Annotated in this window: 18 protein-coding genes; 5 read left to right on the forward strand and 13 right to left on the reverse strand. The window is 72.2% G+C overall.

The genetic code is table 11. The features are described 5' to 3' along the window. Window positions 1-6: 6 nt before the first annotated feature. A complete protein-coding gene (locus OHB41_RS14555; RefSeq protein ID WP_266698499.1) occupies window positions 7-1,494 on the reverse strand; it encodes an anthranilate synthase component I in 1,488 nt (495 codons plus the stop codon). Window positions 1,495-1,505: 11 nt separating this feature from the next. Next, a complete protein-coding gene (hisI, locus tag OHB41_RS14560) occupies window positions 1,506-1,907 on the reverse strand; it encodes a phosphoribosyl-AMP cyclohydrolase (protein ID WP_266698500.1) in 402 nt (133 codons plus the stop codon). A gap of 130 nt (window positions 1,908-2,037) precedes the next feature. On the opposite strand from hisI, the gene OHB41_RS14565 reads away from it, so the two are divergent. Beyond that, window positions 2,038-2,673 carry a TIGR03085 family metal-binding protein gene (locus OHB41_RS14565; RefSeq protein WP_266698502.1) on the forward strand — a complete coding sequence of 212 codons (636 nt, stop codon included), beginning with the start codon at window positions 2,038-2,040 and terminating at the stop codon, window positions 2,671-2,673. 86 nt (window positions 2,674-2,759) lie between these two features. Here the strand turns inward: OHB41_RS14565 and hisF are convergent, their stop codons facing one another. The 8 genes from hisF to hisD form a co-directional block, all read right to left on the reverse strand. Further along, on the reverse strand, window positions 2,760-3,515 hold the full coding sequence (gene hisF / locus OHB41_RS14570) for an imidazole glycerol phosphate synthase subunit HisF (RefSeq protein WP_266698503.1): 756 nt from the start codon (window positions 3,513-3,515) through the stop codon (window positions 2,760-2,762). After that, window positions 3,512-3,910: a RidA family protein gene (locus OHB41_RS14575; protein ID WP_266698505.1), complete on the reverse strand. Its 399-nt coding sequence runs from the start codon at window positions 3,908-3,910 to the stop codon at window positions 3,512-3,514. Before OHB41_RS14575 ends, hisF begins: the two co-directional genes overlap by 4 nt. Continuing rightward, entirely contained in the window at window positions 3,907-4,632 is a 726-nt protein-coding gene (gene priA / locus OHB41_RS14580; protein WP_266698507.1) for a bifunctional 1-(5-phosphoribosyl)-5-((5-phosphoribosylamino)methylideneamino)imidazole-4-carboxamide isomerase/phosphoribosylanthranilate isomerase PriA, read from the reverse strand. Before priA ends, OHB41_RS14575 begins: the two co-directional genes overlap by 4 nt. Then, on the reverse strand, window positions 4,629-5,276 hold the full coding sequence (hisH, locus tag OHB41_RS14585; RefSeq protein WP_266698509.1) for an imidazole glycerol phosphate synthase subunit HisH: 648 nt from the start codon (window positions 5,274-5,276) through the stop codon (window positions 4,629-4,631). Before hisH ends, priA begins: the two co-directional genes overlap by 4 nt. Beyond that, window positions 5,267-5,431 carry a CG2302 family histidine operon protein gene (locus tag OHB41_RS14590; RefSeq protein ID WP_194280715.1) on the reverse strand — a complete coding sequence of 55 codons (165 nt, stop codon included), beginning with the start codon at window positions 5,429-5,431 and terminating at the stop codon, window positions 5,267-5,269. Before OHB41_RS14590 ends, hisH begins: the two co-directional genes overlap by 10 nt. Before the next feature lie 85 nt (window positions 5,432-5,516). Continuing rightward, window positions 5,517-6,110, reverse strand: a complete 594-nt coding sequence (gene hisB / locus OHB41_RS14595; RefSeq protein WP_266698512.1) for an imidazoleglycerol-phosphate dehydratase HisB — start codon at window positions 6,108-6,110, stop codon at window positions 5,517-5,519. Beyond that, window positions 6,107-7,213, reverse strand: a complete 1,107-nt coding sequence (locus OHB41_RS14600; RefSeq protein ID WP_266698513.1) for a histidinol-phosphate transaminase — start codon at window positions 7,211-7,213, stop codon at window positions 6,107-6,109. Before OHB41_RS14600 ends, hisB begins: the two co-directional genes overlap by 4 nt. Next, a complete protein-coding gene (hisD, locus tag OHB41_RS14605) occupies window positions 7,210-8,559 on the reverse strand; it encodes a histidinol dehydrogenase (protein ID WP_266698515.1) in 1,350 nt (449 codons plus the stop codon). Before hisD ends, OHB41_RS14600 begins: the two co-directional genes overlap by 4 nt. A gap of 173 nt (window positions 8,560-8,732) precedes the next feature. Here hisD and OHB41_RS14610 point away from each other — a divergent pair, with 173 nt between their 5' ends. The 4 genes from OHB41_RS14610 (at window position 8,733) to ybaK (ending at window position 12,842) form a co-directional block, all read left to right on the forward strand. Further along, complete coding sequence (locus OHB41_RS14610) at window positions 8,733-10,313, forward strand: oxidoreductase (RefSeq protein ID WP_266698516.1); 1,581 nt, start codon at window positions 8,733-8,735, stop codon at window positions 10,311-10,313. Window positions 10,314-10,540: 227 nt separating this feature from the next. Then, complete coding sequence (locus OHB41_RS14615) at window positions 10,541-11,560, forward strand: hypothetical protein (protein ID WP_266698518.1); 1,020 nt, start codon at window positions 10,541-10,543, stop codon at window positions 11,558-11,560. 11 nt (window positions 11,561-11,571) lie between these two features. Continuing rightward, window positions 11,572-12,312, forward strand: a complete 741-nt coding sequence (locus tag OHB41_RS14620) for an LON peptidase substrate-binding domain-containing protein (protein ID WP_266698519.1) — start codon at window positions 11,572-11,574, stop codon at window positions 12,310-12,312. A 26-nt stretch (window positions 12,313-12,338) separates the two neighbouring features. Continuing rightward, entirely contained in the window at window positions 12,339-12,842 is a 504-nt protein-coding gene (gene ybaK / locus OHB41_RS14625) for a Cys-tRNA(Pro) deacylase (RefSeq protein WP_266698520.1), read from the forward strand. 521 nt (window positions 12,843-13,363) lie between these two features. On the opposite strand, the gene OHB41_RS14630 is transcribed toward ybaK, so the two are convergent. The 3 genes from OHB41_RS14630 to OHB41_RS14640 form a co-directional block, all read right to left on the reverse strand. Next, window positions 13,364-14,026 (reverse strand): AAA family ATPase, encoded by a 663-nt coding sequence (locus OHB41_RS14630; RefSeq protein ID WP_266698521.1) that lies wholly within the window; start codon window positions 14,024-14,026, stop codon window positions 13,364-13,366. A gap of 34 nt (window positions 14,027-14,060) precedes the next feature. Beyond that, window positions 14,061-14,882, reverse strand: coding sequence for an ABC transporter permease (locus OHB41_RS14635; protein WP_266698523.1), 822 nt, complete (start codon window positions 14,880-14,882; stop codon window positions 14,061-14,063). A gap of 109 nt (window positions 14,883-14,991) precedes the next feature. Continuing rightward, on the reverse strand, window positions 14,992-16,014 hold the full coding sequence (locus tag OHB41_RS14640) for an ABC transporter ATP-binding protein (protein ID WP_266698524.1): 1,023 nt from the start codon (window positions 16,012-16,014) through the stop codon (window positions 14,992-14,994). Between the last annotated feature and the right edge of the window lie 52 nt (window positions 16,015-16,066).

The raw sequence follows: 16,066 nt of genomic DNA on the forward strand, positions 1-16,066 counted from the left end.
CTTGTCCTACTGCGCGAGCCGGTTGGCCGTGTGCACCGCGCGCAGGACGGCGGCCGCCTTGTTGCGGCACTCGTCGTCCTCCGCGACGGGGTCCGAGTCCGCGACGATTCCGGCGCCCGCCTGCACGTACGCGGTGCCGTCGCGCAGGAGGGCCGTACGGATGGCGATGGCGGTGTCGGAGTCGCCCGCGAAGTCGAGGTAGCCGACGCAGCCGCCGTACACGCCTCGCCGGGAGGGCTCCAGCTCGTCGATGATCTGCATCGCGCGCGGCTTGGGGGCGCCGGAGAGGGTGCCGGCGGGGAAGCAGGCGGTGAGGACGTCGAAGGCCGTACGGCCCGCCGCGACCCGGCCGGTGACGGTGGAGACGATGTGCATCACGTGCGAGTACCGCTCGATGGACATGAAGTCGACGACCTCGACCGAGCCGGGCTCGCAGACGCGTCCGAGGTCGTTGCGTCCCAGGTCGACGAGCATCAGGTGCTCGGCGCGCTCCTTGGGGTCGGCGATCAGCTCGTCGGCGAGGGCCTGGTCCTCCTGGACGGTGCCGCCGCGCGGCCGGGTGCCCGCGATGGGGTGCACCATCGCCTGCCCGTCCTCGACCTTGACGAGGGCCTCCGGGGACGATCCGACGACGTCGAACCCGTCGAAGCGGAAGAGGTACATGTACGGGGACGGGTTGGTCGCCCGCAGCACCCGGTACACGTCCAGCGCGCTGGCCGTGCACGGTGTCTCGAAGCGCTGGGACGGCACGACCTGGAAGGCCTCGCCCGCCCGGATGCGTTCCTTGACGTCCTCGACGGCGTGCTGGAAGTCGGGGCCGCCCCACAGCGCGGTGTACTCGGGCAGCTCGGAGGGCGGCAGCGCGGCGGGGGGCTGCGAGACGGCGCGTGAGAGGTCGGCCTCCATGGCGTCGAGGCGGGCGATCGCGTCGGCGTAGGCCTCGTCGACGCCCGTGTCGAGGTCGTTGTGGTTGATCGCGTTGGCGATCAGCTGGACCGAGCCGTCCCAGTGGTCCATGACCGCGAGGTCGCTGGTGAGCAGCATGGTCAGCTCGGGGAGTTTCAGGTCGTCGCGCTCGCCTGGGCCGATCTTCTCCAGGCGGCGGACGATGTCGTAGCCCAGATAGCCGACCATGCCGCCGGTGAACGGGGGCAGGCCCTCGCCGCGCGGGGTGTGGAGCGCCTCGATGGTGGCCCGCAGGGCGGCGAGCGGATCGCCCTCGACGGGGACGCCGACGGGCGGGGTGCCCAGCCAGTGGGCCTGCCCGTCGCGCTCCGTGAGGGTGGCGTGGCTGCGGACGCCGACGAAGGAGTAGCGGGACCAGGCGAAGGAGGTGCGGCCGTTCTCCGCGGACTCCAGGAGGAAGGTGCCGGGACGCTCCGCGGCCAGCTTGCGGTAGAGCGCGACCGGCGTGTCGCCGTCCGCGAGGAGCTTGCGGCTGACGGGGATGACACGACGGTCGGTGGCCAGCTTGCGGAAGGTCTCGAGGTCCATGGCGGATGACCTTACTGACCTGGTGACGCCGCGTCGGTGACGGCGTCCTTGAGCAGCACGTCGGCGTCGAAACAGGTGCGCTCCCCGGTGTGGCAGGCGGCGCCGACCTGGTCGACCCTGACGAGGACGGTGTCGGCGTCGCAGTCGAGCGCGACGGACTTCACCCACTGGAAGTGGCCGGAGGTGTCGCCCTTCACCCAGTACTCCCCGCGGCTGCGCGACCAGTACGTGCAGCGGCCCGTGGTGAGCGTGCGGTGCAGTGCCTCGTCATCCATCCAGCCGAGCATCAGCACCTCACCGGTGTCGTACTGCTGGGCGATGGCGGGGACGAGTCCGTCGGCGCTGCGCTTGAGGCGCGCGGCGATCTCGGGGTCGAGGCTGCTGGGCCCGCTGGGCGGGGGCGTGCTGGTCATGAGGACCATTGTGCCGCGCCGCCGGGACGTGTCCGGCGGTTGTCCACAGGCCGGACCTCGTGTCCCCCGGTGTCCCCGGTTCGCCTGCTTCCACTGGGCGGAGTGGCGGGACGGCCGTAGGCTTGCCGCCATGTCGACCCATGCCAAGCGTGAACGACTTCTGCTCGCCGACCTGTTGGAGACCGCGGGCCCGAACGCCCCCACCCTGTGCGAGGGCTGGAACACCCGTGATCTCGCCGCGCACGTGGTGGTGCGCGAGCGCCGTGCCGACGCCGCGGGCGGGCTGTTGATCAAGCAGCTCGCGCCGCGCCTGGAGCGGGTGCAGGCGGAGTTCGCGGAGAAGCCGTACGAGGAGCTGATCCAGCTGATCCGTACGGGACCGCCGCGCCTCTCGCCCTTCTCGCTGAAGCAGATCGACGAGGCGTCGAACACGGTGGAGTTCTACGTCCACGCCGAGGACGTACGGCGGGCGCAGCCCGGCTGGGCGCCGCGTGAGCTCGACCCGGTCTTCCAGGACGCCCTGTGGTCCCGGCTGGAGCGCACGGCGCGGCTGGCCGGCCGGGGCGCCCCGACCGGACTGGTGCTGCGCCGCCCGGACGGCCAGACGGCGGTCGCGCACAAGGGCACGCCGGTCGTGACCGTGACCGGTGAGCCCTCGGAGCTGCTGATGTTCGCGTTCGGGCGGCAGAAGGCGGCCGACGTGGAGCTGGACGGCGACAAGGACGCGATCGCGCAGCTGAACGAGACGAAGCAGCTCGGGATCTGACCACAGGGCGCCCGGGGCGTCACGCCCCGGGCGCCCCCTCCCCCGCGGTCGCCGCTCGTTCAGCGGGTTCCGCGGGTTCCGCAGGTTCAGCGGACGGGATGCCCCGCCCCCCGGAGCGTCTCCTTCACCTCGCCGATCCTCAGGTCCCCGAAGTGGAAGACGGACGCGGCGAGCACCGCGTCGGCGCCCGCGGTGACGGCGGGCGGGAAGTCGGCGAGCCGGCCCGCGCCGCCGCTGGCGATCAGCGGCACCGTGACGTGCTTGCGGACGGCCTCGATCATCTCGATGTCGTAGCCGTCCTTCGTACCGTCCGCGTCCATCGAGTTGAGCAGGATCTCGCCCGCACCCAGCTCGGCGGCCCGGTGGGCCCACTCGACGGCGTCGATGCCGGTGCCCTTGCGGCCCCCGTGGGTGGTGACCTCGAAGGAGCCGCTCTCCGTGCGCCGGGCGTCCACCGACAGCACGAGGACCTGACGGCCGAAGCGCTCGGCGATCTCACGGATGAGGTCGGGCCGGGCGATCGCGGCCGTGTTGACCCCGACCTTGTCCGCGCCCGCCCGCAGCAGCTTGTCCACGTCCTCGGCGGTGCGCACCCCACCGCCCACGGTCAGCGGGATGAAGACCTGCTCGGCCGTGCGCCGCACCACGTCGTACGTGGTCTCGCGGTTACCGGAGGACGCGGTGATGTCCAGGAACGTCAGTTCGTCGGCGCCCTCGGCGTCGTACACCTTGGCCATCTCGACCGGGTCGCCCGCGTCGCGCAGGTTCTGGAAGTTGACGCCCTTGACGACCCGGCCGTTGTCCACGTCCAGGCAGGGGATCACTCGTACGGCCAGGGTCATGACTGCGTCGCCTCCCGGTAGGCCTCCACCTCGACCTCGACGACCAGCCGCGGGTCCACCAGGCCGGAGACGATGATCATGGATGCCGCGGGGCGCACGGAGTCGAAGAGCTCCTTGTGGGCGCGTCCGACCTCCTCCACGTCCCGGGCATGGGTGAGGTGCATACGGGTCCGTACGACATCGTCGCGGCCGAGGCCGAGTTCCTTCAGCGCGGCGAGCGCGACACCGAAGGAGTTGACCGCCTGCTCGTACGGGCCGCCGTCGACGATCGCGCCGTCGATCACGGAGGTGCAGCCGGAGACCAGCACCAGACCGTTGGGAAGTTCGACCGCGCGGGAGTACCCGAAGCTCTCCTCCCAGGGCGCGCTGCTCGCGAGGCGTCGGACGCCGCTCACCGGGCCACCGCCTCGAGGGCCTCTTCCAGCGTGAACGCCTTCGCGTACAGGGCCTTTCCGACGATCGAGCCCTCGACGCCCAGGGGCACGAGCGCGGCGATGGCGCGCAGGTCGTCCAGGGAGGAGACCCCGCCGGAGGCGACCACGGGGCGGTCCGTCGCGGCGCAGACGTTCCTGAGCAGTTCCAGGTTGGGGCCCTGCAGCGTGCCGTCCTTGGCGATGTCCGTGACCACGTAGCGCGCGCAGCCCTCGGAGTCGAGGCGCTCCAGCGTCTCGTAGAGGTCGCCGCCGTCGCGGGTCCAGCCCCGTCCGCGCAGGGTCGTGCCGCGTACGTCGAGGCCGACCGCGATCCTGTCGCCGTGCTCGGAGATGACCTTGGCGACCCACTCGGGGGTCTCCAGGGCCGCGGTACCGAGGTTGACGCGGGTGCAGCCGGTGGCGAGGGCGGCGGCGAGCGTGTCGTCGTCGCGGATGCCGCCGGACAGCTCGACCTTGATGTCCATGGCGCCGGCGACCTCGGCGATCAGCTTGCGGTTGTCACCGGTCCCGAAGGCGGCGTCCAGGTCGACCAGGTGCAGCCACTCGGCACCCGAACGCTGCCAGGCGAGCGCGGCCTCCAGGGGGGAGCCGTAAGAAGTTTCCGTCCCCGACTCGCCGTGCACGAGGCGGACGGCCTGGCCGTCGCGGACGTCGACGGCGGGGAGGAGTTCGAGCTTGCTCACAGTGTTCCGATCCAGTTGGTGAGGAGCTGGGCTCCGGCGTCGCCGGACTTCTCGGGGTGGAACTGGGTGGCCCACAGGGCGCCGTTCTCGACGGCCGCCACGAAGGGCTCGCCGTGCGTGGCCCAGGTGACGAGGGGTGCCCGGATCGCCGGGTTCGTGACGTCCAGGGACCAGTCGTGGACGGCGTACGAGTGGACGAAGTAGAAGCGCGCTTCGGCGTCGAGCCCCGCGAACAGGCGCGAGTCCGCCGGTGTCTCGACCGTGTTCCAGCCCATGTGGGGCACGATGCCGGCCTGCAGCGGCTCGACGGCGCCCGGCCACTCGTCCAGTCCCTCGGTCTCCACGCCGTGCTCGATGCCGCGTGCGAAGAGGATCTGCATGCCGACGCAGATGCCCATCACCGGGCGCCCGCCCGCCAGACGGCGACCGATGATCCAGTCACCGCGGGCGTCCCTCAGGCCCTTCATGCACGCGGCGAAGGCACCGACGCCCGGCACCAGCAGCCCGTCCGCGTTCATGGCCGTGTCGTAGTCACGGGTGATCTCGACCTCGGCGCCGGCGCGCGCGAGGGCGCGCTCGGCGGAGCGCACGTTCCCGAAGCCGTAGTCGAAGACGACGACCTTCCTGGAGCCGCTCAATTCCACACCTCCAGCCTCATGACCCCCGCGACCAGGCACATCGCGGCACCGATGGAGAGCAGCACGATGAGGCTCCTGGGCATCTCCTGCTTGACGAAGGAGTAGATGCCGCCGAGGAGGAAGAGTCCGACGACGATCAGGATGCTCGACAGGCCGGTCACAGTGTCTTTCCGTTCGCTTCTGCGCCCGCGTGGCTGGGCGCGGCGGGCATCGTCGTCTGCGGCGCGGTGGCCGTGCGGGCGGTGCTCACAGCGCGCCCTTCGTGGAGGGGAGGATGCCGGCGGCGCGCGGGTCGCGTTCGGAGGCGTAGCGCAGCGCCCGGGCCAGGGCCTTGAACTGGCATTCCACGATGTGGTGCGCGTTGCGCCCGTAGGGCACGTGCACGTGCAGCGCGATCTGGGCCTGGGCGACGAAGGACTCCAGGATGTGCCGGGTCATCGTCGTGTCGTACTCGCCGATCATCGGCGCCATGTTCTCGGGCTCGGTGTGCACGAGGTAGGGGCGGCCGGACAGGTCGACGGTCACCTGGGCGAGCGACTCGTCCAGCGGCACCGTGCAGTTGCCGAAGCGGTAGATGCCCACCTTGTCGCCGAGCGCCTGCTTGAAGGCGGCGCCCAGCGCGAGGGCGGTGTCCTCGATCGTGTGGTGCGAGTCGATGTGCAGGTCGCCCTCGGTCTTCACGGTCAGGTCGAACAGACCGTGCCTCCCGAGCTGGTCGAGCATGTGGTCGTAGAAGCCGACGCCCGTCGACACCTCGACCCGGCCGGTCCCGTCGAGGTCGATCTCGACGAGGACCGACGTCTCCTTGGTCGTCCGCTCCACTCTTCCGACGCGGCTCATGCGCTCTGCTCCTTCTTCAACTCACGGACGGCGTCCAGGAACGCGTCGTTTTCGGCCGGGGTGCCCGCGGAGACCCGCAGCCGGCCCGGTACGCCGTTGTCTCTGACCAGGACGCCCCGGTCGAGGATCTTCTGCCAGGCCTCGTGGGAGTCCGCGAATCGCCCGAACTGCACGAAGTTGGCGTCCGACTCGGTCACCTCGTACCCGATCGCGCGCAGTTCGGTGACCAGCCGGTCCCGCTCGGCCTTCAGGCGCTCCACGTACGCCAGCAGGGTGTCGGTGTGCTCCAGGGCGGCCAGGGCCGTGGCCTGGGTGACGGCCGACAGGTGGTACGGCAGGCGTACGAGCTGTACGGCGTCGACGACCGCCGGGTGCGCGGCGAGATAGCCCAGACGCAGTCCGGCCGCGCCGAACGCCTTCGACATCGTCCGCGAGACGACGAGATTCGGCCGTCCTTCGAGCAGCGGCAGCAGCGAGTCGCCGTGGCTGAACTCGACGTAGGCCTCGTCCACGATCACCATCGACGGCCTGGCCGCCTGCGCGGCCTCGTACAGCGCGAGGACCGTCTCGCGCGGCATCGCGTTGCCGGTGGGGTTGTTGGGGGTGGTGAGGAAGACCACGTCGGGGCGGTGCTCGGCGAGGGCCCGCTCGGCGGCGGCGGGGTCGACGGTGAAGTCCTCGTCGCGCGGGCCGGCGATCCAGCCGGTGCCGGTGCCACGCGCGATGAGCGCGTGCATCGAGTACGAGGGCTCGAAACCGATCGCCGTACGGCCGGGTCCGCCGAAGGTCTGCAGCAGTTGCTGGATGACCTCGTTCGAGCCGTTGGCCGCCCAGACGTTCTCGACGCCGACCCGGTGTCCGCCGGTCCTCGTCAGATACCGGGCCAGCTCGGTGCGCAGCTGCACGGCGTCCCGGTCGGGGTAGCGGTTGAGGTCGCGGGCTGCCTCACGCACCCGCTCGGCGATCCGCTCGACGAGGGGTTCGGGCAGCGGGTAGGGGTTCTCGTTCGTGTTCAGCCGTACGGCGACGTCGAGTTGGGGCGCGCCGTAGGGGGACTTGCCGCGCAGCTCGTCCCGTACGGGGAGATCGTCGATGCCAGTCACTTGCCTTCGGGTACCTTCCAGCCACGCGACACTTGTTCGTCTCCGACAAAACGGGCCTTGATCGCCGCGCCGTGTGCCGGCAGGTCCTCCGCCTCCGCGAGCGTCACCACGTGATGCGCGACGTCGGCGAGCGCGTCCCGCGTGTAGTCGACGATGTGGATGCCCCGCAGGAAGGACTGGACGGACAGGCCCGAGGAGTGGCAGGCGCAGCCGCCGGTGGGCAGGACGTGGTTGGAGCCCGCCGCGTAGTCGCCGAGCGAGACGGGGGCCCAGGGGCCGACGAAGACCGCTCCGGCGTTCTTGACCCGGTCGGCGACCGCCGCCGCGTCGGCCGTCTGGATCTCCAGGTGCTCCGCGCCGTACGCGTCGACGACCCGCAGGCCCTCGTCGATGCCGTCGACGAGCACGATCGCGGACTGCCGGCCCCGCAGGGCCGGGACGATCCGGTCCTCGACGTGCTTGGTCGCCGCGACCTGAGGTCCCAGTTCCTTCTCCACCGCGTCCGCGAGGGCCGGCGAGTCGGTGACCAGTACGGCCGCGGCGAGCGGGTCGTGCTCGGCCTGGCTGATCAGGTCGGCGGCGACGTGCGCCGGGTCGGCGGTCTCGTCGGCGAGGACGGCGATCTCGGTGGGACCTGCCTCGGTGTCGATGCCGATCTTGCCGGTGAAGTACCGCTTGGCGGCGGCGACCCAGATGTTGCCGGGGCCGGTGACCATGGTGGCCGGGGCGCAGGAGTCGGTTCCGTGCGCGAACATCGCGACGGCCTGGGCGCCGCCGACCGCGTACACCTCGTCGATGCCGAGGAGGGCGCAGGCGGCGAGGATCGTCGGGTGCGGAAGTCCGTCGAACTCACGCTGCGGCGGGGAGGCGAGGGCCATGGAGGGCACGCCGGCCTCCTGGGCCGGGACCGCGTTCATGATCACGGACGAGGGGTAGACGGACCGGCCGCCGGGCGCGTAGAGACCCACCCGCTCGACGGGCACCCACTTCTCGGTGACCGAGCCGCCCTGCACGACCTGGGTGGTGTGCGAGGTGCGGCGCTGCGCGCGGTGGACCACGCGGGCCCGCCGGATGGACTCCTCCAGGGCCGCGCGCACGGCCGGGTCGAGCCGCTCCAGGGCGTCCGCGAGAGCCTCGGCCGGGACCCGCACGGCTTCCAGCCGAACGCCGTCGAACTTCTCCGCGTAGTCGATCAGTGCCGCGTCCCCGCGATGATGCACGGCCTCGCAGATCGGACGCACCTTCTCCAGGGCGGCCGATACGTCGAAGTCGGCTCGGGGCAGCAGGTCGCGCAGGGCGGTGCCTTCGGGGAGGGCGTCGCCGCGCAGATCGATTCGGGAGATCACGTGGGCAATTCTCTCAGACCGAGATAAGGCGCCGGTCGCCTGTATCAATGGCTGATACAAGCCACCCCCGTATCCTCCGGGACTTCCTCGTCACCAGGAGCGTTCGACCTGTCACACAGCGGGCATGAACGGTTGTACGAACCCGCGAGTAGCTGGGGAGGAAGGGAAGCACTGTGACCGAGGGTGCCGGCCTCCGCGCCGGGGACCTGCCGGACGAACTGACCGCCGCCGAGGCCGGGATGTGGCAGGCCTTCCGCAACGGCAGCGTGTACGACCTGCGCGACGGGGACACCGCCGTGGACGATCCGCACGGCGGCCACCCCTGGGGGCCAGAGCGCAGTGTGCGGGCGCGGATCGTGGCGTGGCTGCTGCTCGACGGGCCACCCGCCCTGCAGGGCCGGGTCGCCTCCCTGAAGCTGACCGGCGTGCGGATCTCCGACATCCTGGACCTCGCGGGCGGCACCGTCGTGCCGTACGTCGAGCTGAAGGGCTGCCGGTTCGAGAAGGAGATCCTGCTGCCGGAGGCGCGCTTCACGACCGTACGCCTGGTCGACTGCTCGGTGCCGCGCCTGGAGGCGGCCCGGGTGCACACGGAGGGTGACCTGCATCTGCCGCGCTGCCGCTTCCACAACGGCGTACGGCTGACCGACGCGCACATCGGCACCGACCTGATGCTCAACCAGGCCGTGGTCTACCGGGACCGGCGCGGCCGCTCGATCACCGGCGACGGCATGACCGTGGGACAGGATCTGCAGGCGGAGATGCTGGAGTCGCACGGTGAGCTGAGCCTGCGCGGCGCGACCGTCGGCGTCTCGCTCAGCCTGCGCGGCAGCAACCTGAGCAATCCGTACACGCGGCTCGCCCTGAACGCCCCCCAGCTCACCGTCAACCGCACGCTGTACATGACACCCGCGGCCGTGGGCACACCCTGGCTGACGAGCGGCACCACCCCGGCGCGCGGCACGCTGGTGCGGCGGTTCGAGTGCCGGGGCGGCATACGGCTGGACGACGGGCGGTTCGGGGACGCGGTCGACTTCGAGGGGGCCCGTTTCACCTTCGACGACGACCAGGAGCTGTCACTGCTGCGGGTGCAGACGCCGGAACTGCGCTTTCTCGGGGAGCGGCCCGAGCGGGGCAAGGTCGTGCTGTCCGGCGCGCGGATCGTCAATCTGGTCGACCGAGCGGACAGCTGGCCCCAGCCGGGCAATCTGCACATGGGCGGCTTCAGCTACGAGAACCTCGTGCCCCAGGGCGCGTTCCCGCTGACGCGGCGCCTGGAGTGGGTGGCGGCGGCGACCGCCGAGTACAGCCCGGAGCCGTACGAGCGGCTGGCCACCGTGCTGCGCGACTCCGGCGAGGACGAGGACGCGCGCGAGGTGCTCCTCGCCAAGCAGCGCCGCCGCCGCGAGACGCTGCCGCTCGCGGCCAAGCTGTGGGGGTACGCGCAGGACTGGACGGTCGCCTACGGGTACCGGCCCGGCCGTGCCGCCCTGTGGATGGCGGTGCTCTGGGCGGCGACGTCGATCGCCTTCTCGCACGCGAGCCATCCGCCGGTCGACGACGGCGGACACCCGCCGTGGAACGCGGCGCTGTTCGCCCTGGACCTGCTGCTGCCCGTGGTCGACCTCGGACAGGTGGGCGTCTGGCAGCTGCACGGCGGCTGGCAGTGGCTGGCCGCCGTGGTGATCCTGCTCGGCTGGATCCTGGCGACGACGGTGGCGGCGGGGGCGACCCGACTGCTGCGACGCAGCTGACGACGGCCACGACGCGGCTGATGACCGCCGCCACGCAGCCGACAGCGGGTGCGGCGGCTACCGCCGGGGCGGGGCCGCTATCGTTGTTGACGAGGGTTCAATAGCTGAGAAACGGTCATCATTTACCCATTCTTGACTGTTCGACGTACAACCAATCGACGGTTACGAAAGCGTCACCGCGCCCCCTCTGGCACAGCCCCGACCTGCGGCTTTCAATGGTCGACACCATGGCACTGCTGCGCGCCCTCATCCGCACGGCCCGGATGGCCCGGAACTCCTCGACTCTCGCCGCCGGGCTGCCCGCCGACGACGAGGTACTGCTGGACGCCCCCGACGACCGGCTCGGCCCGGCCCTGGTCACCGCGGGACGCGGCGACTACGGGCCCACGGCAAAACTGCTCGCCACCACCCGCGAGGCCGCCGAGTGGGAGAACCGCGACCGCTACACGATGCGTCTCGCCGCCTTCGCGCGCTCCCGCGGCGAATGGCTCGACACCTGGCAGGGCGACTCCCCGCACGACCCGGACGCGCTGCTGGTCAAGGCCGAACTCGCGGTGCGCCGCTGGTGGGACTCGCCCGCCCGCGCCGAGCTGCTGCGCCAGGTCGGCCCGCTGATCGCGGCCGCCTCCGAGGGCGACCCGCACGACCCGGTGCCGTGGCGGATCGCGCTCGACCACGCCAGGGGGACCAACGCCGGGCACACCGAGTTCGAGAAGCTGTGGGGCGAGGCCGTACGCCGCTCCCCGCACCACTACGGATGCCATGTCGCCGCCCTGAAGTACCTCTCGGCCGCCTGGTACGGCTCGCACCGCGAGTGCTTCGACTTCGCCGAGCGGGCCGCCCAGGACGCGCTGCCCGGCTCCCTGGTGCAGGCCCTGCCGGTGCGCGCGGCCTTCGCGTTCCTGACCGAGGGCGGCGGGGCCGTGGTGCGGCGCGAGCGGCTCGACGCGGCGGCCGACCTCGCCATCGCGGTCTCCGCGACCTACGGGCCCGCCGATCCGTGGCCCGCCGAGGTCCGCAACCTGCTCACCTACGTGCTGATCAGGCTGGAGCGCTGGACGGACGCCCTGGAACAGCTCCGTCTGATCGGTCCCTACGCCACGTCGTTCCCCTGGGACCGGGTCTCGGACGACCCCCTCGGCCAGTTCCTGGAACTGCGCGACGGGGTACGTCTGGAGGTCGCGTCCCGCATGCCCGTACATCCACGGAGTGAGCACGGCGGACGCGCTCCCTCCGGCGACCATTAGGCTTGCCCGTCGTGACCACCGTCCGGCTCCCCCTCTTCCCGCTGAACTCGGTACTGTTCCCCGGGCTCGTGCTGCCTCTGAACATCTTCGAGGAGCGCTATCGCGCCATGATGCGCGATCTGCTGAAGACCCCCGAGGACGAACCGCGCCGGTTCGCCGTCGTCGCCATCCGCGACGGCCACGAGGTCGCGACGAGCGGCCCCGGCATGCCCGACCAGACCGCCGTGCCCGCCCGCGGGCCCGCCGCCGGCTTCGGCGACAACCCCTTCCTGGCCTTCCACGATGTGGGCTGCATCGCGGACGCGGCGACCATCCGGGAGCGTGCGGACGGCAGCTTCGAGGTGCTGGCCACCGGAACCACGCGGGTACGGCTGCTGTCCGTGGAGGCCTCCGGCGCGTTCCTCACCGCCGAGCTGGAGGAGCTGCCTGAGGAGCCGGGCGAGGAGGCGGGCGCGCTCGCCGAAGGCGTCCTGCGCGCCTTCCGCCAGTACCAGAAGCGGCTCGCCGGCGCCCGCGAACGCTCCCTGTCCACCGGCGCCGACCTCCCGGACGAGCCGGCGGTGGTCTCCTACCTGGTCGCGGCCGCCGCGATGCTGGACATCCCGGCGAAGCAGAAGCTGCTCCAGGCCTCCGACACGGCCTCCCGCCTCCGCGAGGAGCTGAAACTCCTGCGCGCCGAGACCGCGATCATCCGTAATCTGCCGTCGTTGCCGGCGTCGGAGCTGACGCGCGGCCCGACGAGTCTGAACTGACACCCCTCGCGCATCCGGGAAGGCCGATGGCGAAGAAGCCGAAGAAACAGCAGCAGTCCGGGGGTACTCCCGCGACCGTCGCCCTGACGGCGGCGGGCGTCGCGTACACGGTGCACGCCTACGAGCACGACCCGGCGCACCCCTCGTACGGCGAGGAGGCGGCCGAGGCGATGGGCGTCTCCCCCGACCGGGTCTTCAAGACCCTGGTCGCGGACGTGGACGGCGCCCTCGTCGTCGCGGTCGTCCCGGTCGCGGGCTCCCTGGACCTGAAGGCCCTGGCCACGGCCGTGGGCGGCAAGCGGGCGGCGATGGCGGACCTGGCGGCCGCCGAACGCACGACGGGCTATGTCCGTGGCGGCATCTCACCCCTGGGCCAGCGCAGGAAACTCCGTACGGTGCTGGACGCGTCCGCGCGACTGCACGAGACGATCTGTGTCTCGGCGGGGCGGCGCGGCCTGGAGGTCGAGCTCGCCCCCGACGACCTCGCCACCCTCACCGACGCCGTGCGCGCGCCTGTTGCACGGGGCTGAACCGGGCCCCTGCCCGCACCCGGGGGTGCGGTCCCCCGGACCCCCCGCATCGGCCTGAACGGCCTCGTCCTCGAACGCCGGACGGGCTGGAGATGCGGGCCGGCGCTGGAAATCCCGGCGTGCACCGGAGATGCCGGCATGTACCGGAGATGTCGGCGTGCGCCGGAGACGTCGGCATGCGCCGGAGAGTTCGGCCTGCGCTGGAGACGTCGGGATGTGCCGGAGACGTCGGCATGCGCCGGAGACGTCGGCCTGCGCCGGAGAGTTCGGCCTGCGCCGGAGATTTCGGCGTGCGCTGAATGGCTCCGGACGGGCTGGAGAGGCGAGCCCGCGCTGATGGGGCGCCCTCAGAGCCTGACGCCCAGGTCATGCATGTCAGCCTGTCCGGCGTTTGAGGACGAGCCCTTCGGGCGAGCGGGGGTCCAGGGGGCGCCAGCGCCCCCTGGCGGGATCCGGGGCGGAGCCCCGGGGACGGGACGCAGGCGCGGCGGGGCGGCACACCCCGCGGTCGGTGGACCCTCTCAGCCCGCCGGAGGCACCGGCGGGAACGACGGATAAGGGCTCGCGTAGGGATCCGGATCCCGCGGCCCGAACAACGCGGTCAACCCCAGATGCACCACCAACGCACCCAGCGACCACGCCAACAACGCCCCCTTCGCGCCCAGCTTCAACGGCGCGGAGAAGGTCACCCCCTTGCCCACGGCCTTGGCATGGGCCACCACGTTCTGCGTGGGTCCCAGATAGACGCCGAGCCGCCAGGCCAGCACCGAACCGAGCAGACCGCCCACGGCGAGCCCGAGGACCAGCGGCACACCCCCGCGCCGCCGCACCAGGAACACCACGGCCGCGCTGACCACTCCGAACCCGAGCGCCAGCAGCGTGAACGTTCCGTCCACCCCGATGGCCTGCTCCCCCTCGGTGTCCTTCAGATACACGGCCGTGTCGTCCGCGACCAGCGGCACATGCGGCGCCAGCCACCACCACAGCACGCCGAGCAGCACACCCGTCAGCGCCACCGCCACCGTGATGACGGCGGCCTCCCGGACTTCCGTCTTCATCCCGGGCCCGTCCTTCTCGTACCCGGCGTGCCCGTCGGCGCCACCGGCAGGCGGAGCCTGCCAGCCGTGGGCGTGGTCCGAGGGCTGGTGGTTCGGCGGCGGAGGCGGAGTCAGCGGTGCGGTCACCCTGACATCGTGCCAGGCCCGGCTGTCGACCGCGTCACCGGACGGCCGCCCGGCGGTACGCCCACGTCGCCACGGCCAGCGAGGCGACCCCGACGCCCGCGCAGACGGCGAGGTCACCGAGGACGAAGGTCCAGTCCGGATGCGCCCCGAACGTCCGCGCGAAGGCCTCGACGCCGTACGTCGAGGGCAGCAGATCACGACCGTACTGCACGACCGTCGGCAGCCGGTCGGCCGGCAGCACCCCCAGCAGCAGCGCCGCGGACATGCCCAGCTGTCCCAGCAGCGTCGCGAGTTCGGGCCGCGGCGCGAGCAGCCCGAGCGCCGCCCCCAGCCCGGCGAGCGCCGCGCCCGCGAGCGGGATCACCGCCACGAGCACCCACAGGTGGGCCATGGGCAGCCCGAAGAGCACACAGCCGAAGACGGCGGTGGCGACGGTCCCCGGCACCGTGAAGGACGCGTACGCGCCCGCGGCACCGAGCACGACGGCCGCCGGCGGCACCGGCAGGGTCGCGTAGTGGTCGAGGCCGCCGCTGGCCCGCAGGTGCCCGAAGTACTGCGCGAGGAGGTTGAGCGCGACGAAGGCGACCACCAGGACCGACGCCCCGGCCACCACGGCCCGCGCCTCGCCCCCGCCGTCCACCACGCCCCGCATCAGGATCATGATCCCGACGGACTGGAAGGTGGCCACGAACAGCAGCGGGATCCGCGCCACGCGTGCCCGGGAGAGCTGCGCCCGGTACACGGCGGCGAGGGAGGGCCACAGCCGTGCCCTCGGCCCGAGTTCCACGGCGTCGCCGATCTCCTCGGCCACGGACAGCGCGCTGCCCGGCAGCACCTCGGCGGGTACGACACTCACGTCGAGCTGCTCCTCTTCGCTCCGGCAGCCGTCCTGTCCCTGTTGCGCACGCCCATGACGCCCCTCCCCGTCCGTACAGACTCCCCTACGGATTCCAGGCCCCTCCCGCTCACGCCTTCACCAGCCCCCGCGTGTCGCCGCCGAGCGCCAGGTACACGTCCTCCAGGCTCGGCGTGGCCAGTGTGAAGTCGTCGAGCGCGGCGAAGGCGGCGCCGCCGGTGACCGTGGCGACCGCCGCGCGGGCCTCCTCGGGCGCGAGCCGCAGGGTCCAGCGCCGGCCCGACTCGACGGCCCGGGAGCGCAGCGCGGCGACCTCGGGCACGTCCAGGGGGGCGTTCTCGCGCCAGACGAGTTCGACCCGGACCTCGCCCGCGACCCGCTCCTTCAGACCGGCCGGGGTGTCGCAGGCGATGACGCGGCCGCGGTCGAGGACGGCGACCCGGTCGAGGACGGTCTCGGCCTCGATGACGTTGTGGGTGACCAGCAGCACGGTCGTCCCGCGCTCGGCCCGGCGCCGGTCGACGGCGGCCCAGACGGCGCGCCGGGCGACGGGGTCCATTCCGGTGGTCGGTTCGTCGAGGACCAGCAGCGGCCGCTCCCCGACGAGTGCGGCGGCGACGCACGCGAGCCGCCGCTGTCCGCCCGACAGCTTCTTCAGAGGGCGGGAGGCCAGCGCGGTCAGGCCCAGTTCGTCGAGTACGGCGTCCCGCTCGGCCCGTGCCTCACGCAGCTCAAGCCCGCGCAGCCGTCCGGTCGTCTCAGCCGCCAGCGACACGGTCAGCTCGTCGAGGGCGGTGGACTCCTGTCCGAGGTAGGCGAGGATCCGCGCCGCCCGCTCGGGGTGGCGCACGATGTCGTGCCCGAGGATCTCGACGCTGCCGCTGTCGGGTCGCATGAGACCGGTGAGCTGGCGGACCAGGGTCGACTTGCCGGCGCCGTTCGGCCCCAGCAGACCGAAGATCTCGCCGCGCCGGATGTCCAGCCGCACCCCGTCGGTGGCCCGGACCTCGGGTGTGCCGGGGGCGCCCCGGCGTCCCCGGACGGCCGGATAGGTCTTGGTCAGCGCGCGCACCGCGCACACGAGACCGCCCCCGTGTCCGTTCCGGACTGCCTGTGCCGTGCGCGTACTCACGAGGGACGAGCCTACGGGGTCCGATGCCCCGTTATGCTCCCGGGGCCCTTGC

This window comes from Streptomyces sp. NBC_01571, assembly GCF_026339875.1.
Lineage (GTDB): Bacteria > Actinomycetota > Actinomycetes > Streptomycetales > Streptomycetaceae > Streptomyces.

Bases quoted from the DNA above. Each gene is read 5' to 3' on its own strand.
- OHB41_RS14555 (WP_266698499.1), bottom strand. From the start codon at position 1,494: ATGGACCTCGAGACCTTCCGCAAGCTGGCCACCGACCGTCGTGTCATC.
- hisI (WP_266698500.1), bottom strand. From the start codon at position 1,907: ATGACCAGCACGCCCCCGCCCAGCGGGCCCAGCAGCCTCGACCCCGAG.
- OHB41_RS14565 (WP_266698502.1), top strand. From the start codon at position 2,038: ATGTCGACCCATGCCAAGCGTGAACGACTTCTGCTCGCCGACCTGTTG.
- hisF (WP_266698503.1), bottom strand. From the start codon at position 3,515: ATGACCCTGGCCGTACGAGTGATCCCCTGCCTGGACGTGGACAACGGC.
- hisB (WP_266698512.1), bottom strand. From the start codon at position 6,110: ATGAGCCGCGTCGGAAGAGTGGAGCGGACGACCAAGGAGACGTCGGTC.
- OHB41_RS14615 (WP_266698518.1), top strand. From the start codon at position 10,541: ATGGCACTGCTGCGCGCCCTCATCCGCACGGCCCGGATGGCCCGGAAC.
- ybaK (WP_266698520.1), top strand. From the start codon at position 12,339: ATGGCGAAGAAGCCGAAGAAACAGCAGCAGTCCGGGGGTACTCCCGCG.